This is a genomic window from Agrobacterium sp. LEGMi-208b, assembly GCF_059511785.1.
Genome location: NZ_CM183446.1, coordinates 51232 through 72486, shown reverse-complemented (window position 1 = coordinate 72486; position 21255 = coordinate 51232). Strand labels below are relative to the sequence as shown.

Below are 21255 nucleotides of genomic sequence, written 5' to 3'. Positions count from 1 at the left end.
AAGAAAATTTGCAAGAATTTAAGTAGGCAGTGAAAAATTTGCAAAACGCGGGAGGAGCAGATGCAAACTATCGATAGACGTGGATTTTTGGTGACGGCGGCGCTGGCCGGTCTCGGTATGTCAGCGGGCGGTTTTCGCGCGGCCGCGGCTGAGACCCGGCTTCGCTGCGTATGGTGGGGATCGGCTGACCGCAGCAAGCGCACCAACGATGTGATCGCCCTGTACCAGAAGGCTAACCCGCAGACGGAGATCAGCGGCGAAATGATCGCCGGTTCCGATTACTGGACCAAGCTTGCGACATCGATGGCGGGGCGCAACGTTGCCGACATCTTCCAGCTCGAACCTTCCACCATTGCCGATTATTCCGGCCGTGGCGCCTGCATGGAGCTGGACCAGTTCGTCGGCAAGTCGCTCGATCTTTCCACCTTCGGCAAAAGCGAGGTCGATCTTTGCCGCATCGACGGCAAGCTTTACGGCGTCGGCCTCGGGTTGAATTCCTTCTGCATGATGTACGATGCCGATACGCTGAAGGAAGCCGGCGTTTCCGTGCCGCAGGAGCAGATCACCTGGAAGGCGCTCTCGGAACTGGCGCGCGATTTCAAGAAGAACGGTCCGGCAAAACGGAACTACTGGGCGGTTCCCTATGGCGCGCGTTATCATTATGTTTTCGATGTCTGGCTGCGCCAGCGCGGCAAGCTGCTGTTTCAGGACGGCACCATTGGCTTCAACAAGGAAGATGCGAAGGAATGGTTCGCCTATTGGGAGGACCTGCGCGAGAACAAGCTCTGCGTTTCCGCCGATATCCAGACGCGTGACGACAATACCATCGAATCCAATGCCCTGACGCTCGGCAATTCGGCCATCGGCTTTGCCTATTCCAACCAGCTTGTCGGTTATCAGAAGCTCAATAAACAGACGCTGTCCATCGGCATGCTGCCGGGTGAGGGGCCGGGCAAGCCGACCGGGCATTATTACCGGCCGGGGCTCATCTGGTCCATTTCCTCCACCTCGACCAATGCGGAAGCGGCGGCGAAATTCATCAATTTCTTCGTCAACGATCTCGAAGCCGGCAAGGTGCTCGGGGTCGAGCGTGGCGTGCCGCCGGCCAAGGTCGTGCGTGAGGCCCTGTTGCCGAGCCTCAACGAGACCGAGCGCAAGACGGTGGATTATATCGAAAGCCTGTCGGGCAAGCTCGATTCCTATCCGGAACCCGCGCCGATCGGCGCCAATGAGTTCGACCGTGGCGTGATGCGCCCCATTGCCGATTCGCTCGCCTTCGGCCGCGCCAGCGTGGATGAAGCGGCGCAAAACCTCGTCGACACCGGCACGCGGACCCTGCGCAAGCGCGGCTGACGACGAAACGGGCACCGCCATACGGTATCGAGACCGTGTGGCGGTGCTCTTTTTTCACGAAGCGCCTGGGGTGAATGGCGCTTCACGCCTTTCAAAAGCGTCCGCATGACAAACAGCACTGGACAAGTGCATGGCATTTAAGCCAGAAATTCTGATCTGGATCGATAAATCTGAAGATTAGAATATGGCGCCCAATTTCCTGCTCGTTGATGCTGAAAAAGAATTCGATGTCCTGAAAGCGGCGGCATCGCTGATCCGCGTGCAGATATTGAAGCTGCTGCATGAGGCGAGCGGCCTCAACGTCAACGAAATCGCGCAGAGACTGGAGCTGCCCCAGTCCACCGTTTCCGCCGGCGTGGCCGTTCTCGAGGAAGCGGGGCTGCTGCGAACCGAAACGCGCAAGGCGCGCAAGGGCAACCAGAAAATCTGCTTCGCCACCTGCGACGAACTCATTGTTTCGTTCCGGAAACCCGAGGCGCCGGTCGCATCGAATTACATCGCGGTCGCCATGCCGCTCGGTCTTTACACCCAAAGTTCGGTCACCGCGCCCTGCGGCATCTGCTCGCCGGAGGGCATCATCGGCCTTCTCGATGTGCCCGATACATTCATGGATCCGGACCGCATGAAGGCGGCGCTGCTGTGGTTGACCTCAGGCTTCGTGGAATATCAATTTCCCAATAATGCCAAGATTCAAGGGCGGGAAGTCGAGGAAATCGAGTTTTCGATGGAGGTCAGTTCCGAAGTGCCGGGAACGCACAGCAACTGGCCATCCGATATTACGCTATCCGTCAACGGCAGGGAAATCGGGGTCTGGACCTCGCCCGGCGACTTCGGCGACAAGCGCGGCGCGTTTACGCCGGACTGGTGGAAGCTCTCCGGTTCCCAATATGGCATGCTCAAGACCTGGCGCATCACGGCGCAGGGAACCTATGTCGACGGAACCCGGATTTCGGATGTGACGCTGGCCGATATCGATCTGACCAGCCACCGTTCCATCCGCTTGCGCATCGAGGTCAAGGCCGATGCGAAACATCCCGGCGGGCTGAATATCTTTGGCCGCGGCTTCGGGAATTACGATCAGGACATCGTCCTGCGCCTGCGCACCGCGGGCTGATCCAGCCAATTTTCAAAAGTATGATTTTCGCGGTTGACAGGCGCGGATTCCCTCGGCAACTATATTATCAAATATGGTTTATATCATATTTTGAGATATAAATGCGCAGGGGAGGAGAGCCTTATGAAAGCGCGGGTTTCAGTCCACCGGGACTTCCGGATTGGGCGTATCGACGATCGTCTTTATTCCGCCTTCATCGAACATATGGGGCGTGCCATCTATGGCGGCATCTACGAGCCCGGCCATCCGCAGGCGGATGAAAACGGCTTTCGCAGGGACGTTCTGAAATTCGTGCAGGATCTGAAAATTCCCGCCATTCGCTACCCCGGCGGCAACTTCGTTTCCGCCTATCGCTGGGAAGACGGCATCGGCCCGCGCGACCAGCGCCCTATCCGTCTCGACCTCGCATGGCGCTCCAAGGAAACCAACCAGATCGGCATCAACGAATTCGCCGACTGGGCGCAGATGGCCGGCATCGAGATGATGCTCGCCGTCAATCTCGGTTCCCGTGGTCTGGATGATGCTCGCAATTTCCTCGAATACGTGAATTTTCCGGGCGGCACCACGCTCAGCGATCTGCGCCGCAGCCACGGCACGGAAAAACCCCACGGCGTGAAAATGTGGTGCCTCGGCAACGAGATGGACGGCCCCTGGCAGATCGGTCACAAGACGGCGGTGGAATATGGCCGGCTGGCCAATGAAACCGCCAAGGCTTTCAAGGGTTTCGATCCGACGATTGAAGCGATTGTCTGCGGCAGTTCCAATGACGGCATGCCGACCTATCCCGAATGGGAGCGCGAGGTGCTGGAGGAGTGCTATGAGAATGTCGACCACATCTCGCTGCACAAATATTTCGGCAATAACAGCCGCGACACGCTGAATTATTTCGGCAAGATCGAGGAAACCGGGCGCTATATCCAGACGATTGCCGGGGTCATCGATTATGTGAAGGCCAAGAAGCGCGCCAAGAACGAGGTTTCCATCTGCTTCGACGAATGGAACGTCTGGTATCACATCCGCGAAGAAGACGGCAAACGCATCAAGAGCTGGGACTGGCCGGAAGCGCCGGCACTTCTGGAAGAGACATACAACTTCGAAGATGCGCTGTTTGTCGCCGGCCTGCTCAACGAATTCATCCGCCGTTCGGACCGGGTTCGCATTGCCTGCATCGCCCAGCTCGTCAATGTCATCGCCCCCATCCGGGCGGAGAAGAACGGGCCGGCATGGCGGCAGACGATCTATTATCCCTATCAGTTCGCCTCGCTTTATGGCCGTGGCGTCGCGCTGAACGTCGCCGTCGATTGCCCGACTTACGATTGCAACGCGGCCGATGACGTCAAATATCTCGATGTTGCCGGTGTTTATGACGAGGCGGAAGGCGTGGTGACGCTGTTCGTGCTCAACCGCCATCTCACCGAAGCGGCCGAGATCGATGTCAGCCTCACCGGCTATTCATCCGCCACGCTCAGCCTGCATCTTGCCATGGCGGGATATGATCTGCGCCTCGGCAACGGCCCGGATCAGCCGGACCGCGTCGTGCCCGTGCCGGGCAGCGGCGTCGCCGTCGAGGACGGGGCGCTGAAGGGCTCGGTGCCGCCGCTGTCCTATCATGTGCTGCGGCTGAAGGTTCAGTGAGGCGGCCATGGGTGTCCGTCTCAACAATGTCGCCAAATCCTTCGGATCCTTCGCGGCGATCCGGGATGTTTCGATGGAAATTCCAGCCGGCAGCTTCGCGGTCTTCGTGGGGCCTTCCGGCTGCGGAAAATCCACGCTGTTGCGCATGATCGCCGGTCTTGAGGAAACCAGCGGCGGGCGCATCGCCATCGATGAGCGTGATGTCACCGCGGTCGAACCGGCGGATCGCGGCGTTGCGATGGTGTTCCAGAACTATGCGCTCTATCCGCATCTGACGGTGTTCGAGAACATGGCCTTCAGCCTGCGTCTTGCCCGCCGGCCGAAGGCGGAGGTGACGGAGAGGGTGGGCGAGGCTGCCCGTATCCTCCAGCTCGAGGAGCATCTGCACAAACGGCCATCGCAGCTTTCCGGCGGCCAGAGGCAGCGCGTGGCCATCGGCCGCGCCATCGTGCGGCAGCCGAAGGTATTCCTGTTCGATGAGCCCCTGTCCAACCTGGACGCCGAACTGCGCGTGCAGATGCGGCTGGAACTGACGCGGCTCCACCGCAAGCTGGGCGCGACGATGATCTACGTCACGCATGATCAGGTGGAGGCCATGACGCTTGCGGACAGGATTTTCGTGCTGAAGGGCGGCATCGTGCAGCAGGCGGGTGCGCCGCTCACCCTTTACGACGATCCGGACAACCGCTTCGTGGCCGGTTTTATCGGATCACCTGCGATGAACTTCCTGCGGGCCGATATCGTCTCTCAGGGGGATGGCATCGTGACGCTCGCGCCAGAGGGCGGGGCGGGGCATCTCAAGGCCCGGCTTGCCCAGTCCGTTTCCCTCAGCCAACGGGTCGAGATCGGAATTCGGCCGGAGCATCTGACGATTACGGAAGAGGGCGCCCTGCCTGTTGTCGTCGAGGTCGCGGAAGAGCTGGGCGATCTTTCCTACCTTTACACCCGCACCGGGGCCGGGAAGGAAATCATCGTGCAGCGGCAGGGCTCGCGGGAAAGGCTGGATGGCCGGTCGGTATCGCTTACCGCCTCGCCCAACCATGTCCTTGTTTTCGACGATGACGGCAAACGGTTGCGATAGGCGCGAGGAGGCGTCTTTCGAAACAGCAAACCATCCCTGAACGGGATGTTCGATCAAACGGGAGGAGTGAACGATGCGACTGATCAAGACATTGCTTGTTGGTGCGGCTCTGGGTCTCAGCGCCCTGCCGGCTTTCGCGAAGCAGGATATCATCTGGTGGGACTTTCTGTCGGGTGGTGACGGTGTCCGCATGAAGGCGTTGATCGATGCCTTCAACAAGGAACACCCGGACATCCAGGTCAAGGGAACGACGCTCGAATGGGCGTGCCCTTCTATACCAAGGTGCGCACGGCCTCCGCAGTGGGCGAGGGGCCTGATATCATGACCTATCACCTGTCACGCGCGCCGCTTGGCCTTGAAGAAAAAGTGCTGAGCGAAATCACCGAAAAGGATCTCGGGGATGCGGAGCTGAAGACCGGAGACTTTTTCAGCGCGCCCGTGGAAGCGGCCACCCAGAACGGCAAACTCTATGCCGTGCCGTTCGATATCCATGCGCTTGTCCTTTATTACAATGCCGATCTTCTCAAAGGCTCGCCCTATCTCGATGCCGAGGGCAAGCTGACCGGCATTACGACGATCGAGGATTTCGAGAAGGCGCTGGCCTGGGCGAAGGACAATGGCGTTGAGACGCCGATCACCTATCAATCCGGTGGCGAAGGCGGGGTGTGGCGCGTGTTTTATACGCTGCTGTCGCAACAGGGCGGCGAACTCGTCACCGAAAAAGAGGTTCTCGCCGGCGACAATGCGGAAAAGGCGGCAAAGGCCATCGAGACCCTGTCCAGATGGCGGGAGAACGGCTGGGCCCCCGAACAGGCGGAATATGAAGCCTCGGTGGCGCTGTTTTCCGCCGGCAAGTCCGCGTTCCAGCTGAATGGCGTCTGGGAAGTTCCGACCTACAAGGATCTGGAAAAGAACGGCAAGCTCGGCTTCAAATGGAGTGCGGTGGAAGTACCGCCCCTGATGGGCAAGCGCGCCACCTGGGCGGATTCCCATGCTTTCGCCATTCCGAACGAAGGTGACAAGACGGTGTCCGGCGAAAAACGCGCCGCGGTCATGAAAGTGATCGGCTGGATGGAAAAACACGCTATCAGCTGGGCCGATGCCGGGCATATTCCAGCTTACAAGTCCATCACCGAAAGCAGCGAATACAAGGCGATGCAGCCGAATGCCACCTATGCCTCGCTGGCGGAAGCGGCGGTGTTCGATCCGAAGACCACCATTACCGGGGTCGCTTCACCCGCCTATGACGCGGCGCTCAACGTCATCGCTCCGGCCATCCAAGGCTTCATGAGCAGCACGGATGCCGTGGAGCAGATCAAGGATGAGCTGCAGGGCAAGCTCAGGTAATCGGCAGCCTGCCCTCCGGTTTGAGCCCGGAGGGCAGGGTGCAATGCGCAAGCTCCCGGAGACATTCCATGGCTATGATTGAAAACCGGCGCAAGAAATCGCTGATCGCGCTGTCGATGGTGACGCCGTTCGTTCTGGTCTTCGCCACCTTCTTTCTTTATCCGCTGATTGAGATGGTGCGCATCAGCTTCACCGATGCGCCGCTGATCGGTGAGGGAAACTGGGTCGGCCTGGAGAATTACGTGAAACTGCTGGGCGACCGCCTGTTCGTCACCTCGCTCAAGAACAACGGCTATTTCGTGCTTCTGACCGTCATACCGACAACCGTCATCGCCCTGATGATAGCGCTGGCTGTCAGCCGCCTCTCGGGCGTGAAGCAGACGATTGCCATGAGCCTGTTTTTCCTGCCCTATGTGCTGCCGGTTTCGGTCGTCACCGAAATCTGGGCGTGGATGCTCGATCTGCAGTTCGGCATTCTCCAGCCGGTCATATCGCTGCTGGCGGGCAAGCCCGTCGCCGTTTTCAAGAACCCCTATTGGGTCATGCCGATGGTTGCCGTCGTCACCATCTGGTGGACGAACGGCTTTAATGTGCTGCTCTTTATCGCCGGATTGCGGAATATACCGGCCGAGCTTTATGAGGCTGCGGCTCTGGATGGCGCGACGACCTGGCAGCGCTTCCGCCGTGTCACCTGGCCGCTTCTGTGGCCGGTCACTGCGCTGGTCCTGACGCTGCAACTGATCCTGCAACTGAAGATATTCGACCAGATCTACCTTTTAAGCGGCGGCGGGCCGTTCAATTCCAGCTTCGTGCTGCTCCTCAAGGTCTATCGCGAGGCCTTCCAGATGAACAATGGCGGCTATGCCTCGGCGGTGGCGACGGTGCTCTTTCTGCTGATCGTCATCGTTTCCGTTTTCCAGTTCCAGCTGCTGCGCATCCGGAGGAATTCATGAGCCCGATGAGAAAACTCGAAAACCTCGTTCTGACGCTGCTGACTTTTTCGGCGGCCCTCGTCTGGATTTTTCCGCTCTACTGGAGCTTCGTCACCTCGCTTCGCGCCGATGAGAACGTTGCCGGCAACATGTCGCTTTTGCCGGACGAGTTCCGCCTCGGCGCTTATTTCAATGCGATATTCAATACCCGGCTGATGACCTGGTATGTGAACTCCATCGGCACGGCCGTCATCGTCACGATCTCGGTGCTGTTCATTTCCATGCTCTGCGCCTATGCGCTGTCACAGATACGTTTCCCAGGCAGGCGGCTGCTTTATGGCATCGTGCTGGCAAGCTTCATGGTGCCGGCGCAGACGCTTGTTGTCACCCAGTTCATCCTGATGAAGAACCTCAACCTCATCAACACCTGGGCGGGCATCATCCTGCCGCAGCTGATCACGCCTATCGTCATCATCGTCTACAAGCAGTTTTTCGACAGCGTGCCGAAGGAGATGCGCGAGGCGGTGGTGCTGGATGGCGGCGGCGAATATACGATCCTGTTCCGGGTCTATCTGCCGCTCAACTGGGGCATCACCACTGCCATGGCGATCGTGACCTTCATTACGGTATGGAACGCCTTCTTCTGGCCCTTCCTCGTGGTCACCTCCGAAAACATGATGACGATCCCGGTGGGCATCACCCAGGTCAACGACGCTTTCGGGGTTGCCTATGCGCGGCTGATGGCCGTCGCCATGCTGGCGGCCCTGCCGGTCATCATCGCCTATGTCATCTTCCAGCGGCGCGTGACGGAGGCCATCATGATATCGTCGGGTGTGAAGGGCTGAGATGTTCCTCAGATGACATGGGCATTGTGCAGGGCGGTCAGCACCTCGTTTTTGAGGCTGGCGAGCTGTGGCGCCCTCCGGTCACGCGGGCGTGGCACGTCCACCTCTATCCGCTGCTGGATACGGCCGTCATGGGCGCCCATCATGTAAATCCGGTCGCCGAGATAGAGCGCTTCGTCGATATCGTGGGTGACGAGCAGGAAGGAGATGCCGCGCTGTTCGACGAGCTTCAGCACCAGATCCTGCAACTTCATCCGCGTGAAAGCGTCGACCGCGCTGAAGGGTTCATCGAGCAGCAGGATGCGCGGCTCGGTATAGAGCGCCCTTGCGATCGCCACACGTTGCGCCATGCCGCCCGAAAGGGCCTTCGGCAGCGCCCCGCCGTGGCCGCTCAAACCCACATCGTCGATCAGCCTTTCCACGCGACCGACATCATATTTCCTGCCGGCCGCATAACCGATGTTTTCGGCAACCGTCAGCCAGGGCATCAGGCGTGGTTCCTGAAAGACAAAGGCGATGGGCGGTGAGCCCGATGCCTGCTCATCGTCCTGCTGAACCCTGACCGCACCAGAAAAACGCCGGTCGAGGCCGGCGGCGATGCGCAGCAATGTGCTCTTGCCGCAGCCGCTGGGGCCGAGAAGAACCGCCGCTTCGCCATCGCCCAGCGTGAGCTGGATATCCTGAAGGACCACCGTGTCACCGAAAGCCTTCTCGCGCACATCGACATTGAGCAAACTCATCGCAGGCGTCCTCCCTGCTGGAGCGGATAGGTGTCGCGCCAGCGCAGGCAACGGTCTTCGACGATCTTGAAGAGGCTGTCGGAAATCTTGCCCAGCACCGCAAGGCAGATGATGGCGATCATGACGAGATCAGGCCGGGAAAGCTCCCGCCCGTCGGACAGCATGTAGCCGATACCTTCCGAGGCGGCCAGAAGTTCGGCCGCAACGACGCTCAGCCAGGCGAGCGACAGCCCGTAGCGCAGGCCCGTGAAAAGATGCGGCAGAGAGGCGGGAATGAAAATCCGCCAGACCAGCACGGGCAGCGGCTGGCGATACATCTCGCCCACCTCCACCAGCTTGCGGTCGACATTCCTGATGCCGGAAAAAAGGTTGAGGTAGACGGGAAAAAACGCGCTTTTGGCGATCAGCACGATTTTCGAGGTTTCGCCAATGCCGAACCAGATCATCAGCAGCGGCACCCATGCAAGGCTCGGGACCGCCCGCAGCGCCTGAAACGTCGGCTCGAGATAACGTTCGGCGGCAATCACCAGACCGACGAGCGAACCGACGATGACGGCGAGCAGGGATCCGATGACGAAGCCGACGAAGACGCGCGCGGTACTGGCCGCAACATTCGTCCACAAGGGGCCTTCCGCAAGCCGCAGGAACGTATCGTAAAGTTCGGAAGGCGGCGGCAGCACATAGGGGCTGACCCAGCCGAGGCGAACGAAAAGTTCGAGCAGAAGCAGCGAGCCGACGGGCACGATTGCGCCGCGCAGGTCGAAACGGCCAAGGAAATTCCCCACCCTCTGCAAAAAGGGCAATCGGGAAGGGAATTGTCCAGCAGTCTGTTTCACGCGCTGGAATTCGCGCGGATGGGAATTCATGCGCCGAGTGCCTTTTTCGCCGGTGCCGGATCGATCAGCGAAGAAAGGACATTGTCGACATTGACGCCGGGGCGCAGAACATCGTCGCCCAAAAGCGGCGTGACGATGCGGATCGAGTTTAGCAATTCCTCTCCGGGAACGGGATCCTTCCAGTCGCGCTTCTCGATCGTGAGCTTGGTGATCTTGGGATCGTTGCCGGTGACCTGCGTGACGAAATCGATGAATTCGCCGTTGTTTTCACGAATCCACTTCTGCGTCTGCACCCAGACGCCGAGAAGCCTGTCGACCGCTTTCGGGTGCTTCGCCAGAAACGCCTCGGAGACGCTGAAGACGCTGCCGTCGCGCCAGCTGCGCTCGTCGAAAATCGCCCGGTCGCCGGCAAGCTCGGCCTGGGATGTGTGCGGATCGATGCCGACCCAGGCATCCACCTGACCCTGCTGAAGCGCGTTGAACCCTTCCGGATGCTGCAGGTTCACGACCTTGAGGTCGTCGATGGACAGCTTGTTCTGGTCAAGCGCGCGGACGAGGGTGAAATAGGGCGCGGTGCCCTTGGTGACCGCAATGGTCTTGCCCTTGAGATCGGCGACGGTCTTGATGGGCGAATCCGGGCGTACCTGGATGATGGAGGAGCCACCCCAGCTCGCCACATAGATCACCTTCAGCGGCACGCCGTTGGCGCGGGCGAGAAAGGCGGAAAGGGCGGCGGAACCGGCAAAGTCCGTCGAACCGACCTTCAGGAATTCGAGCGAATTGTTGCTGCCGCGGGATTGCACCCAGGTGATCTTGGTGCCGACATCCTTGAAAGCCTCCTCAAGCCAGCCCTTGTTCTTTATCAGCAGCGTATGGGAGGAGTAAAATCCCCAGTCCAGCTTCAGCTCGGCAGGAAATTCCTGTGAATTCTGGGCCAGCGCCTTGCCCGTGGCGAGCGGTGCCGCAAGAGCGCCGGCAATGCCGAATTTGAGGATCTGGCGGCGGGAATGTTCAGCCTTCATATTAATTCACCTAATTTATGTATTTTGTGTATTTAAAGGGTATGGGCGGGTGTTTTTAAGGTCAATCCGCCCTTCTGGAACCTCATGCCAAACTTTGCAACCGGCGTGGAAAATCTCCCTACCGCAAGCGCGATCGGCGCGACGGCGCTTTATTCAGCTGAAAAATCGATTGGCCGGTCGTTGCAGGCCAAGATGGTCGCGCAATGTCGGCCCCTCATAATCCTTGCGGAACAGCCCGCGCCTTTGCAGTTCCGGCACCACCTGCGTCGTGAAGTCGTCCAGACCGGCGGGCAGGAAAGGGAAGGTGACGTTGAAACCGTCCGAGCCCTCCTCATGGAGCCATTGTTCCATCTCGTCGGCGATGGTCTTTGGTGTGCCGACGAAGGCAAGACCCGCATAACCGCCCAGCCGCTGGGCAAGCTGGCGCACCGTCAGGCCCTCGCTTCGGGCAAGTTCGATCACCCTTTCACGGCTGGATTTGCTGGCGTTCGTTTCCGGAATATCAGGCAGGGGACCATCGGGATCGAAGCCTGAAACATCGTGGCCGAGTGCAATGGAAAGCGAGGCGATTGCGCTGTCGTAATGGACGAGGCTGTCGAGCCTGGCGCGTTTGGCCTTGGCCTCTTCCACGCTGTCGCCGACAAGAACGAAAGCGCCCGGCAGGATGACAATTCCGTCGCGTGAACGGCCAGCGGCGACGGTCCTGTCCTTGACGTCCTTATAAAAGGCCTTTCCCGCCGCAAGCGTGGGTGTTGCCGCAAAAACCACCTCTGCCGTCTCGGCGGCAAGCTGGCGTCCCGGCTCGGAAGCTCCGGCCTGCACGATGACGGGCCAACCCTGCACCGGACGCGCGATGTTGAGCGGTCCACGCACGGAAAATTCGGGTCCCTTGTGGTCCAGCACATGCATCTTTTCGGGATCGAAGAACAGCCCGCTATCGACATCCCGGATAAAGGCGTCGTCGGAAAAGGAATCCCAGAGGCCGGTGACGACATCGTAAAATTCCCGCGCGCGGCCATAACGCTCGGCATGATCAGGCTGTTCCTCGCGGCCGAAATTCCGGGCGGCGTCCGGATTTGACGTGGTGACGATGTTCCAGCCGGCGCGGCCGTTACTGAGGTGATCGAGCGAGGCGAAACGCCGGGCCACATGATACGGCTCATCGAATGTGGTGGAGGCGGTGGCGACCAGCCCGATGCGGGAGGTGACGGCGGCGAGCGCCGAAAGCAGGGTGAAGGGCTCGAAGGAGGTGACGGTGTGGCTGCGGCGCAGCGCTTCCGTGGGCATGTTCAGCACCGCCAGATGATCGGCCATGAAGAAGGCATCGAACTTCGCGGCTTCCAGCTGTTGTGCGAAGCGCGCCAGATGGGCGAAATTGAAATTCGCATCCGGAAAGGCGCCCGGATAACGCCAAGCACCCGTGTGGAGACTGACGGGCCGCATGAAGGCGCCGAGATGCAGTTTGCGATCATTTGCCATTGGGCTTCACTTTCGTTGATGTTTTGGGTTGCGCGGCGAGTTGCCGATGGCTGCAGCCGCAGGCATGCCTATGCTGGTGGCGACGATATCCCCGCCGGGGCATCGACGCGGCAAAGACTATTCCGATTATGATTTCCGAACCGAAAGATTTTTGCCGAAATCCTGCATTTGGCGATGTCCCGTCACCTGTGCAGCTTTGTTTCCACCCTGTTGAGCGGGAAACCGAGGGTCGAACTTCAATTCCGGCCTCCCGCGCCAAAATTTGCCGAAAACCGTGAATGATTAGAAGAATTTTGCTTTCCGGATCTCCGCTTCTGTGTTTCTTATAATGCTTAAATAGAATTTTTAACGCTCATTAATTCAGAAATAACATGATGGAAGATCGCAAAACCGACGCAGTGTCTGTGAATGCGGGCGGCTTGCCGGCGCTGGAGGCGAGGCTTGCGCGGGAACTCGCCCTGCTTGAGCGACCGGCAAAGCCGTGGGTGCCGCGCACCTCTCTCAACGGTTCTGAAGTGCTTGACGTCGCCGTCATCGGTGCCGGGCTTTGCGGGCTGACCGCGCTTGCCGCTCTTTCATTTGCCGGGATCGACAATGTCAGGGCTTTCGACAGGGCGCCCAGCGGGCGGGAAGGCCCGTGGGTGACCAGTGCGCGCATGGAGACATTGCGCACCCGCAAGGAACTGGCCGGACCGGCGCTCGGCGTGCCCTCCCTCACATTCCGTGCATGGTTCGAGGCGCAGTTCGGCGCGCGTGCCTATGAGGAGATGGGGCTGATACCGCGTGAAGCCTGGATGGCCTACATGGTCTGGTATCGCACTGTGCTGGCACTGCCGGTGAGCAACGAAACCGAACTTGCCGGTCTCGTTTTGCGCGAGGATGGCCTGCTCGCTCTCGATTTTCTGGGTCCGGAAGGTCCAGCCAAGGTTCTGGCGCGCCGGGTAATTTTGGCAACCGGGCTCGATGGCCTCGGCGCGCCGCGCCTGCCGGATGTGGCGAAAACGGTTCCCGCCCGCTTCGTGCGCCATAGCGGCGACGTATTCGATGTGAGCGCATGGCGTGGCAAGCGCGTCGCGGTGGTCGGTGCCGGTGCTTCGGCCATGGACAATGCGGCCGCAGCGCTGGAAGCGGGGGCCGCCCGTGTCGATCTTTTCATTCGCAGGCCCGATATTCCGCGGGTCGAAAAATTCGGCGGTATCGCCAGCCTCGGCATGACCCACGGTTATATCGGCCTGCCCGATGCCGACCGCTGGGCCTTCATGGTCGAGGCGGAGCGCACACAAATCCCGCCGCCGCGCCATAGCGTTCTCCGGGTCTCGCGTCATGACAATGCCTTCTTCCACCTGGGCAGTCCCGTTCTCACCCTGAAGGAAGCGGGCGATGCGGTGGAGATCGAGACCCCGAAGGGGCGTTATTTCGCCGATCTCATCATTTTCGCCACCGGCTTCGATGTCGATTTCGCCCGGCGGCCGGAATTTGTGGCCCTGAACGACCGTGTCCTGCTCTGGCGCGATGCCTATCAGCCGCCGGCCGGGCAGGAGAATGACGCGCTGGGGTCCTATCCCTATCTCGGGCCGGCCTTCGAGTTTCTGCCCAAACCGGATATTCCGGCCGCCGAGGCGGAGGCGATTTCCCGCATCCATTGCTTCGCCTATCCGGCCGTTCCCTCCCACGGGAAAATCACCAGCGGCATTCCGGCCATAAGCCCGGGGGCGGAGCGGCTGGCGCAGGGCATCGCGCGGTCTCTCTTCGTTGAAGATCGCGCCCGTCATTTCGATACTTTCATGAACCACGACGCCGCTGAAATCACCGGCGAGGAATGGCGCGATGCGGACGCGCAGGACAGGATCAAGGAGCATGCCAATGGCTGAAGCGGCGCTGAAACTGGAGATATTTTACGGCATTTCTTCGCCATGGGCCTATTTCGGCGCACCACGGGCCGTCGAAGTCGCCCGCACACATGGCGCCGCAATCGTGCTGCGGCCCATCCGCATCATCGAGGCCAATGGCGGAATTCCGCTGCGCAGCCGCCCGGATGCCCGGCAGAGCTATCATGCCGTGGAGCTGGACCGGTGGCGTCGATATCTCGACATGCCGCTCAACCTTGCGCCGAAATTTTATCCCTGTGCCACCATCGAACGCGCTGCCCAGCTCATCATCGCTGCGCAGAAGGCCGGGCTCGATGCGATCAGCCTGTCCTTCGCCATCCAGCGCGCCTTGTGGAGCGAAGAGCGTGACATTGCCGATCTCGAGACGCTCCGCGCCATCGCGCAGGCGGTTCTCGGCTCGGAAGGCGCGGCCCTCGTGCGCGATCCGCAGTGCCAAGACATCGTGGCGGAATGGCAGGGAAATCTCGCCGAAGCCGAACGCCTCGGGATTTTTGGAACGCCCACTTATGTGGTGAATGGCGAACTCTTCTGGGGGCAGGATCGTCTGGAATTCGTGAGCCGCGCGCTCGCTGCCCTGAAACATCAAATTTCATCATCCGCAGTGAGGACATCCGCATGACCGATGCCGCAAAACTCCATAATCAGGCCATCGTCATCGACGGTCTGCAAACCTGCCAGTGGAGCAGGCCCATATTCGAGGACATGCGCGCCGGCGGCCTTACCGCCGTCAATGTCTCCAGCGTGATCTGGGAAAACTTCCGCGAGGGCATCGGTTATGTCAGCGAATGGAGGCGTTTCCTGCGGGAAAATGACGACCTCATCCGCCCGGTGCGCACGGTTGCCGATATTCATGCGGCCAAGGCCGAAAACAGGACCGGCATCATCATCGGCTGGCAGAACACCTCGCCGCTCGAGGACAAGCTGGATTACGTCGAGATTTTCAAGGATCTCGGCGTCGGCATCATGCAATTGACCTACAATACCCAGAATTATTCCGGTGCCGGTTACCTTGAAGAAAACGACAGCGGCCTGACCGGCTTCGGCCGCGAGGTGCTGGCGGAGATGAACCGCGTCGGCGTGCTCTGCGATTTGAGCCATGTTGGCGACAGAACCACGGCGGATGTCATCGCCCGCTCGCAAGCGCCGGCCTGCATCTCGCATGTGCTGCCGCGGGCGCTGCGCGACGTGAAGCGCAACAAGCCGGATGAACTCTTCAAGGCCTGCGCGGAAAAGGGCGGCATCATCGGCATCAGCCTTTTTGCGCCGGGCCTTGCCGCCGGAAACGATGCGACGGTGGAGGATTATCTCGATGCCATGGCATATGTCATCGATCTCGTCGGCGAAGATCATGTCGGCATCGGCACGGATTTTTCGCAGGATCGGCCGCGCCCCGGCCCCTGGCAGCTCTGGGCCAACCGCGACAAGGGCACGGCCCGCACGCTGACGGAATTCGCGACCGTCAAGATTTCCAAGCCGAAGGGCATCGAGCGCATTGGCGAGGTGCCCAACATCACCGCCCGCATGCTGGCGCGCGGCTGGAGCGAAACGCTCGTCCTCAAACTTCTCGGCCAGAACTGGCTGCGTGTGCTGGATGCCGCCTGGCGGCCGGCAAACTGACAATATCAAAAACAAACGGAGGCAATTGAAATGAAAAATGCTCATCAGCGCCGCAAGGCCGCTCTCGTCGTTGGCATCGTTGCCGCCGGGATCGCATCGCTCTCGGGAACCGTCTTCGCGCAGGATGCGACGAAGGGCACCGTCAACATCGTCGGTTTCTCCGGCGTCTTTGCGGATAACTATCAGAAATTCATCATCGACGCCTTCAAGGCCAAACATCCCGGCATCGAGGTGAATTATCAGCAGAGCAAGAATTCGGCCGAAACGCTGGCGCTTCTCACCCTTCAGCGCGCCGAGCCGAAGGTCGACGTCGCCCTGATCGACGTTTCGGTGGCGATCAAGGCGAACAAGGAAGAGCTGTTCACGAAGCTCGACGCCGCCAGGGTGCCGAACCTTGCCGAACAGCCGGAATGGGCGCGTATCGATGGCGATCGCGCCGTCGCCTTCTCGCAGGACAATCTCGCCATTCTCTACAATACCGACGCGGTGAAGGAGCCGCCGACGAGCTGGGCCGATCTCGCAGACCCGAAATACAAGGGAAAGATCGCCGCCAAGCTTTCCGATACGCGCGGCGTCATCCTCCTGCCGATCCTCACCAAGCTTAAGGGCGGCGACTACAAGACCTCCATCGATCCGGCCATCGATTTCCTGAAGGAGATTGCGCCGAGCGTCTCGACCTTCGAACCTGCGCCGGATTGTTATGCGGTGGTGCAGAGCGGCGAAGTCGATCTTTCCATCTGCTGGAACGGCCGCGCGCAATATCTGCACGACACGCAGGGCGGCAAGATCGGCATTGCCCTGCCGAAGGAAGGCTCCATCGGCCAGACGAACACGATCGGTCTGGTCGAGGGTTCCGCCAATAAGGAGGCTGCCGAACTCTTCGTCAATTATGCGCTGAGCGCCGAGGCGCAGGCGACCTTCGCTGAAAAGAGCTTCTACGGTCCGGTCAACGGCAAGGTTGCGCTCAGCGAGCCGGTGGCCGCCCGCATCTATGGCAGCAAGGAAGCCCAGGCCGCGCAGTCTTCACTCGACTGGAACTTCGTGGCGGACAAATATTCGGCGTGGATACAGCGGATCAACCGTGAGGTCATCGCGGCGAATTGAGACAGGAAGCAGAGGACGTCATGGCCGATCATCATGTCGAGATCGACAATCTCGTGAAGACCTATCCGGGCGCCCTCAAGCCCTCCGTGGATCACGTCAGCCTTTCCTTACCGCGCGGGGAAATGCTGGCGCTGCTGGGGCCTTCAGGCTGCGGCAAGACGACGATCCTGCGCATGATCGCCGGCCTCATTCCCGTAACCTCGGGTGAAATCCGGCTGGACGGTCGCGATATTTCCGCAACCCCGGTCCACAGGCGCAATATGGGCATGGTGTTTCAGGCCTATGCCCTGTTTCCGCATATGAATGTTGCCGAAAACATCGCCTTCGGGCTGGAAATGCGCGGCATCGCCAAGTCGGAGCGCAAGGAGCGGGTGGAAAAGGCGCTCGATCTGGTCAAGCTTTCCGGCTTCGGCGAAAGGCGTGTCTCCCAGCTTTCCGGCGGCCAGCAGCAACGGGCGGCGATTGCCCGCTCTCTCGTCATCGAACCCGCTCTGCTGCTGTTCGATGAGCCGCTTTCCAATCTCGATGCCAAGCTGCGCGACGAGATGCGCGATGAAATCCGCGATATCCAGAACCGAACCGGCGTCACCAGCATTTTCGTCACCCATGATCAGGACGAAGCCCTGTCCATGGCCGACCGGCTCGCCGTCATGTCCGAAGGCCGGCTGGAGCAGATCGGCACGCCGCGCGAGATTTTCGATAGGCCAAAAACGGATTTTGTCGCCTCCTTCATTGGCGCCGGCTCGTTTCTTGCGGGCACCGTGGTTGCGCCGGGACGCGCCGAGATTCCCGGTCTCGGTTTCCTGCATTTCTCGGGCGCTGTCCCGGTTGGCCAAAAAGCGCGGTTTCTAGTTCGCCCGCATCGCTTTCTCCTTGGCGATGGCATCAATGCTTTTTCCGGCATCGTCGAGCATGTCACCTATCGCGGTCAGATGCTGACGCTCGGCGTGCGCGCCGGCGATCATCGCCTTCAGGCCGATCTGCCCACCCATGCCGCCGCTCTGCCGGCAAAGGGGGAGCGCGTGACATTGTCGGTTGCGCCGGAGGATGTGACGCTGATCGGGGAGGCGGCCTGATGGCGGCGGCAAGCCATGCTTCCGGTGGCGGCACGTCGCATCGCGGCGTTTTGCTTCTCCTGCTTCTGCCGGGCCTCGTAGCTCTGCTGACGACGTTTCTGTTGCCGCTCATCTGGCTGGTGCGCGCCTCATTCGCATCCTCGTCCATGGCCGCCCTTCGCGGCGGCGACTGGACGCTCGAATCCTACAGGACCGTGCTGTTCGATCCGTTTTACTGGAAGATCGCCTGGAACACGCTTTATCTCGGCGTGAATGTCGCCATTTTCGCGGTCGTCCTTTCCTATCCCATCGCGCTTTTTCTCGCCCGCACCCAAAGCCGCTGGCGCGGGGTGCTGACGGCACTTGCCGTTGCGCCGCTTCTCACCTCCTCGGTGGTGCGCACCTATGGCTGGATGGTCATTCTGGGGGACCGGGGCGTCATCAATACGGTGCTGCAATCCTCCGGGCTTACGGACGGCGTCATCCGGCTGACCAATAATTATTTCGGCGCCACTGTCGCGCTGATCGAAATCCTGATGCCCTATGCGATCCTGGCGATGCTGAGCGGTTTTGGCCGGCTGAACACGCAGCTGGAGGAGGCCGCCGCCATGCTGGGTGCTAACCGCCTGCGCGTCTTCACCCGCATCGTGCTGCCGCTTTCGCTGCCCGGCGTTCTCACCGCAGCGCTTCTCGTTTTCGTCCTGGCGATTTCCTCCTTCGTCACGCCGCGCCTGATGGGCGGCGGCCGCGTCTTCGTCATCGGCACGGAGGTTTACAATGAAGCGACGGTGACGCTGAACTGGCCGCTGGCGGCGGCGCTTTCGGTGCTGCTGCTCGTGCTGTTCGGCAGCGTGATCGTGATTTACCAGCGCGCCATGCGCGCGCTTGAGACGTGAGGCCGGCCATGGACGCAAAATTCGGACGCTTCGCCCACGCGCTTCTGCTGACGCTGCTCTATCTGTTTCTTCTGGCGCCGATCATCGTCGTCCTGATCATTTCTTTCGATACACGGCAATATCTGGCCTTTCCGCCGGAAAGCCTGTCCTTCGGCTCCTATGCCAAGGTTTTCGCCAATGCCAAATTCATCGGCGCATTCTGGCGCAGCCTCGGCATCGGCCTGCTCGTCGGTTTCGTCTCGATCCTTGCCGGGCTGCTTTTGTCGCTGGCGCTGTCGCGGCACGAATTCCGCGGCAAGGGCGCGATCAATTTCCTCATCCTCGCCCCCTTCCTCGTACCGCATATCGTGCTCGCCGTCGGCGTGATGCTGGTGCTCGGGCCGCTTGGCCTGCTCGACAGCTATACCGGCATTTTCCTTGCCCATCTCGGCATCACCACGCCCTATACGGTGCGCACCATCACCATGAGCCTGATGGCGGTGGATCGCCGTATCGAGGAGGCGGCGCGCGTTCATGGCGCATCGCCGGCCATGGTGCTGTGGCGCATCACCCTGCCGCTGGTGCGGCCCGGCCTCATCGCCGGTGCGGTCATCGCCTTCCTGATTTCTTTCGATGAGGCGACGATCTCGCTCTTCATCGTCTCGGTCAAATCCTCGACGCTGCCGACGGAAATCTATCATTATCTGGAATATTCCACCGATCCGCAGATTGCCGCCCTGTCCGTCATCCTCATCCTGATTTCGGTCATCGTCGTGGTGGCGGTCGAGCGGCTGATCGGGCTGCGCAAGGTGCTGTGACATGACGATGGTGAAAATCGCGGCCGGCGTGCTGCAGGGGATCACGGAAAACGGAATTCAGGCCTTTCTCGGTGTGCCCTATGCCGCGCCTGTCACGCTGCAGCGCCGGTTTGAAGCCCCGCAGCCCGTCCTGCCATGGCAGGGCATAAGGGACGCCGGCCGGCTTGGCCCCGTCTGTCCGCAAATTCCGACCTATGGCCCTGTGGGCACGGCCGCGACCTCGAAACTGGCCTTCGGCGAGGATTTCCTCACCGTCAATATCCGCACGCCCGATCCGGCGGGCAGGGCGCCGGTGCTGTTCTGGATCCATGGCGGCGGTTATGCGGTCGGTTCGGCCAATGAGCCGGTGCTGCAGAGCGGCGCTTTTGCGGCAAGCGGCATCGTTGAGGTCACGGTCAATTACCGGCTTGGCGCGCTGGGTTTCCTCCATCTTGAAGGCAGGCCCGACAATCGCGGTCTGCTCGATCTTGTCGCCGCACTCGAATGGGTGCGCGACAATATTGCCGCCTTCGGGGGCGATCCGGACCGGGTGACGCTGGCCGGGCGTTCGGCGGGTGGCTTTGCCGTCGCGGCGCTGATGGCCATGCCGGGCGCGCAGGGGCTTTTCCACCGGGCGATGCCACAAAGCGGCGCAAGCACGGGTGTCGCTTCGATGGAAGATGCCGCGAAGCTGACGCGCCGGTTCGTGGCCGCCGCCAATGCCGATGAGACTTCGCTGGCGGCCCTGCCCATGCACCGGCTGCTCGAAATCCAGCGCGATCTCTGCAACCAGTCCTATGAGCAGCATGATTTTGCCCGTGACGGCGCAGCCTCGATGCTCGGCGTGCCCTTCGTTCCCGTCATCGATGGGGTAAGCCTGCCGGAACATCCCGAAACTGCCGCGCGCGAAGGCCGCACCGCCGCCGTGCCGATGATGATCGGCTGCACGACGGGAGAATATGTGACCCACGCGACGGCGCAGCCGGAGATGGATTTCGCGCTCTGCGCGGAATTGCTGCATAAGCGGGTTCTGCCGCGTGGCCTCACCGGCTCCCTTATTGTCGAGCGTTATCGCAGGGCTCTGCCGAGCCACAGCCCGCGCGGCATCTGGCGCGCGGTTGCCGGCGATCTCGTATTCCAGCTTCCGGCGATCCGTTTTGCAAGGCTGCAGGCCCGCCGCAACCCGGTCTATAAATATCTCTACGGCTCGCTGGAGGCCGATGAACTGGGCGCGCCGCACGGGGCGGAAGTCGGCGCGGTCTGGTACCACGATGGTTCGAATGGCCGCGAACTGCCCGAGCGTCAGCGGGTGGCGGATGCGGGCTTTGCAAGAGCGATCCACGATCTGTGGGCCTCCTTCATAAAAGACGAACGGCCTCGTGCCCCCAATGGTGAGTGGCCGCTATATCATGCCGAAAAACCAATGGTTCTGCGGGCAGGCCCAGCTGGGTTTGGCGCTACTCCCGATCCTTTCGACGGGCGCGAGGCGCTTTGGCTGCCGGCTGGCCATGAAGATCGCGGGCCGGTATAGCGC

18 protein-coding genes and 1 pseudogene are annotated in these 21255 nt (G+C 60.8%); 15 read left to right on the top strand and 4 right to left on the bottom strand.

The features are described 5' to 3' along the window. Positions 1 to 60: 60 nt before the first annotated feature. The 7 genes and pseudogenes from AC5YUO_RS15115 (at position 61) to AC5YUO_RS15085 (ending at position 8307) form a co-directional block, all read left to right on the top strand. Entirely contained in the window at positions 61 to 1353 is a 1293-nt protein-coding gene (locus AC5YUO_RS15115) for an ABC transporter substrate-binding protein (protein ID WP_496155791.1), read from the top strand. A gap of 184 nt (positions 1354 to 1537) precedes the next feature. Then, positions 1538 to 2467 (top strand): ArsR/SmtB family transcription factor, encoded by a 930-nt coding sequence (locus tag AC5YUO_RS15110; protein ID WP_003520170.1) that lies wholly within the window; start codon positions 1538 to 1540, stop codon positions 2465 to 2467. 123 nt (positions 2468 to 2590) lie between these two features. Next, complete coding sequence (arfA, locus tag AC5YUO_RS15105) at positions 2591 to 4102, top strand: arabinosylfuranosidase ArfA (protein WP_496155790.1); 1512 nt, start codon at positions 2591 to 2593, stop codon at positions 4100 to 4102. A 7-nt stretch (positions 4103 to 4109) separates the two neighbouring features. After that, on the top strand, positions 4110 to 5183 hold the full coding sequence (locus AC5YUO_RS15100) for an ABC transporter ATP-binding protein (RefSeq protein ID WP_496155789.1): 1074 nt from the start codon (positions 4110 to 4112) through the stop codon (positions 5181 to 5183). Between the two features lie 73 nt (positions 5184 to 5256). Beyond that, positions 5257 to 6530, top strand: a pseudogene (locus tag AC5YUO_RS15095) (extracellular solute-binding protein). A 68-nt stretch (positions 6531 to 6598) separates the two neighbouring features. Further along, complete coding sequence (locus AC5YUO_RS15090) at positions 6599 to 7483, top strand: carbohydrate ABC transporter permease (RefSeq protein WP_496155788.1); 885 nt, start codon at positions 6599 to 6601, stop codon at positions 7481 to 7483. Next, positions 7480 to 8307 carry a carbohydrate ABC transporter permease gene (locus AC5YUO_RS15085; RefSeq protein ID WP_020811697.1) on the top strand — a complete coding sequence of 276 codons (828 nt, stop codon included), beginning with the start codon at positions 7480 to 7482 and terminating at the stop codon, positions 8305 to 8307. The genes AC5YUO_RS15090 and AC5YUO_RS15085 overlap by 4 nt, the downstream gene beginning before the upstream one ends. Positions 8308 to 8315: 8 nt before the next feature. On the opposite strand, the gene AC5YUO_RS15080 is transcribed toward AC5YUO_RS15085, so the two are convergent. The 4 genes from AC5YUO_RS15080 to AC5YUO_RS15065 all read right to left on the bottom strand — a co-directional run bounded on the left by AC5YUO_RS15080 (position 8316) and on the right by AC5YUO_RS15065 (position 12384). Then, complete coding sequence (locus AC5YUO_RS15080) at positions 8316 to 9047, bottom strand: ABC transporter ATP-binding protein (RefSeq protein WP_496155787.1); 732 nt, start codon at positions 9045 to 9047, stop codon at positions 8316 to 8318. Continuing rightward, on the bottom strand, positions 9044 to 9913 hold the full coding sequence (locus tag AC5YUO_RS15075; protein ID WP_496155786.1) for an ABC transporter permease: 870 nt from the start codon (positions 9911 to 9913) through the stop codon (positions 9044 to 9046). Before AC5YUO_RS15075 ends, AC5YUO_RS15080 begins: the two co-directional genes overlap by 4 nt. Then, complete coding sequence (locus AC5YUO_RS15070) at positions 9910 to 10905, bottom strand: aliphatic sulfonate ABC transporter substrate-binding protein (RefSeq protein WP_400819085.1); 996 nt, start codon at positions 10903 to 10905, stop codon at positions 9910 to 9912. The genes AC5YUO_RS15075 and AC5YUO_RS15070 overlap by 4 nt, the downstream gene beginning before the upstream one ends. 153 nt (positions 10906 to 11058) lie before the next feature. Further along, positions 11059 to 12384, bottom strand: a complete 1326-nt coding sequence (locus AC5YUO_RS15065; RefSeq protein WP_269829764.1) for an LLM class flavin-dependent oxidoreductase — start codon at positions 12382 to 12384, stop codon at positions 11059 to 11061. 371 nt (positions 12385 to 12755) lie between these two features. Here AC5YUO_RS15065 and AC5YUO_RS15060 point away from each other — a divergent pair, with 371 nt between their 5' ends. Genes AC5YUO_RS15060 through AC5YUO_RS15025 form a run of 8 tightly spaced genes read left to right on the top strand, consistent with a single transcriptional unit; the run spans position 12756 to position 21252 of the window. After that, the gene (locus AC5YUO_RS15060; RefSeq protein ID WP_496155785.1) at positions 12756 to 14255 is read left to right on the top strand and encodes an FAD-dependent oxidoreductase; all 1500 of its coding nucleotides are present in this window, start codon (positions 12756 to 12758) and stop codon (positions 14253 to 14255) included. Beyond that, positions 14248 to 14892, top strand: coding sequence for a 2-hydroxychromene-2-carboxylate isomerase (locus tag AC5YUO_RS15055; protein WP_496155784.1), 645 nt, complete (start codon positions 14248 to 14250; stop codon positions 14890 to 14892). The genes AC5YUO_RS15060 and AC5YUO_RS15055 overlap by 8 nt, the downstream gene beginning before the upstream one ends. Then, on the top strand, positions 14889 to 15890 hold the full coding sequence (locus tag AC5YUO_RS15050) for a dipeptidase (RefSeq protein WP_496155783.1): 1002 nt from the start codon (positions 14889 to 14891) through the stop codon (positions 15888 to 15890). Before AC5YUO_RS15055 ends, AC5YUO_RS15050 begins: the two co-directional genes overlap by 4 nt. A gap of 30 nt (positions 15891 to 15920) precedes the next feature. Continuing rightward, positions 15921 to 16994 (top strand): ABC transporter substrate-binding protein, encoded by a 1074-nt coding sequence (locus tag AC5YUO_RS15045; protein WP_496155782.1) that lies wholly within the window; start codon positions 15921 to 15923, stop codon positions 16992 to 16994. A 20-nt stretch (positions 16995 to 17014) separates the two neighbouring features. Next, entirely contained in the window at positions 17015 to 18070 is a 1056-nt protein-coding gene (locus AC5YUO_RS15040) for an ABC transporter ATP-binding protein (protein WP_496155781.1), read from the top strand. Then, positions 18070 to 18945, top strand: coding sequence for an ABC transporter permease (locus AC5YUO_RS15035; RefSeq protein WP_496155780.1), 876 nt, complete (start codon positions 18070 to 18072; stop codon positions 18943 to 18945). The genes AC5YUO_RS15040 and AC5YUO_RS15035 overlap by 1 nt, the downstream gene beginning before the upstream one ends. An 8-nt stretch (positions 18946 to 18953) precedes the next feature. Further along, positions 18954 to 19742, top strand: a complete 789-nt coding sequence (locus AC5YUO_RS15030; protein WP_400819102.1) for an ABC transporter permease — start codon at positions 18954 to 18956, stop codon at positions 19740 to 19742. Position 19743: 1 nt separating this feature from the next. After that, a complete protein-coding gene (locus AC5YUO_RS15025; RefSeq protein ID WP_496155779.1) occupies positions 19744 to 21252 on the top strand; it encodes a carboxylesterase/lipase family protein in 1509 nt (502 codons plus the stop codon). The last annotated feature ends 3 nt before the right edge of the window (positions 21253 to 21255 follow it).

Coding starts and splice junctions, on each gene's coding strand:
- AC5YUO_RS15110 (WP_003520170.1), top strand. CDS start 1,538: ATGGCGCCCAATTTCCTGCTCGTTGATGCTGAAAAAGAATTCGATGTC.
- AC5YUO_RS15055 (WP_496155784.1), top strand. CDS start 14,248: ATGGCTGAAGCGGCGCTGAAACTGGAGATATTTTACGGCATTTCTTCG.
- AC5YUO_RS15085 (WP_020811697.1), top strand. CDS start 7,480: ATGAGCCCGATGAGAAAACTCGAAAACCTCGTTCTGACGCTGCTGACT.
- AC5YUO_RS15025 (WP_496155779.1), top strand. CDS start 19,744: ATGACGATGGTGAAAATCGCGGCCGGCGTGCTGCAGGGGATCACGGAA.
- AC5YUO_RS15040 (WP_496155781.1), top strand. CDS start 17,015: ATGGCCGATCATCATGTCGAGATCGACAATCTCGTGAAGACCTATCCG.
- AC5YUO_RS15030 (WP_400819102.1), top strand. CDS start 18,954: ATGGACGCAAAATTCGGACGCTTCGCCCACGCGCTTCTGCTGACGCTG.
- arfA (WP_496155790.1), top strand. CDS start 2,591: ATGAAAGCGCGGGTTTCAGTCCACCGGGACTTCCGGATTGGGCGTATC.
- AC5YUO_RS15100 (WP_496155789.1), top strand. CDS start 4,110: ATGGGTGTCCGTCTCAACAATGTCGCCAAATCCTTCGGATCCTTCGCG.
- AC5YUO_RS15115 (WP_496155791.1), top strand. CDS start 61: ATGCAAACTATCGATAGACGTGGATTTTTGGTGACGGCGGCGCTGGCC.
- AC5YUO_RS15080 (WP_496155787.1), bottom strand. CDS start 9,047: ATGAGTTTGCTCAATGTCGATGTGCGCGAGAAGGCTTTCGGTGACACG.
- AC5YUO_RS15075 (WP_496155786.1), bottom strand. CDS start 9,913: ATGAATTCCCATCCGCGCGAATTCCAGCGCGTGAAACAGACTGCTGGA.
- AC5YUO_RS15050 (WP_496155783.1), top strand. CDS start 14,889: ATGACCGATGCCGCAAAACTCCATAATCAGGCCATCGTCATCGACGGT.
- AC5YUO_RS15035 (WP_496155780.1), top strand. CDS start 18,070: ATGGCGGCGGCAAGCCATGCTTCCGGTGGCGGCACGTCGCATCGCGGC.
- AC5YUO_RS15045 (WP_496155782.1), top strand. CDS start 15,921: ATGAAAAATGCTCATCAGCGCCGCAAGGCCGCTCTCGTCGTTGGCATC.
- AC5YUO_RS15060 (WP_496155785.1), top strand. CDS start 12,756: ATGATGGAAGATCGCAAAACCGACGCAGTGTCTGTGAATGCGGGCGGC.
- AC5YUO_RS15070 (WP_400819085.1), bottom strand. CDS start 10,905: ATGAAGGCTGAACATTCCCGCCGCCAGATCCTCAAATTCGGCATTGCC.
- AC5YUO_RS15065 (WP_269829764.1), bottom strand. CDS start 12,384: ATGGCAAATGATCGCAAACTGCATCTCGGCGCCTTCATGCGGCCCGTC.
- AC5YUO_RS15090 (WP_496155788.1), top strand. CDS start 6,599: ATGGCTATGATTGAAAACCGGCGCAAGAAATCGCTGATCGCGCTGTCG.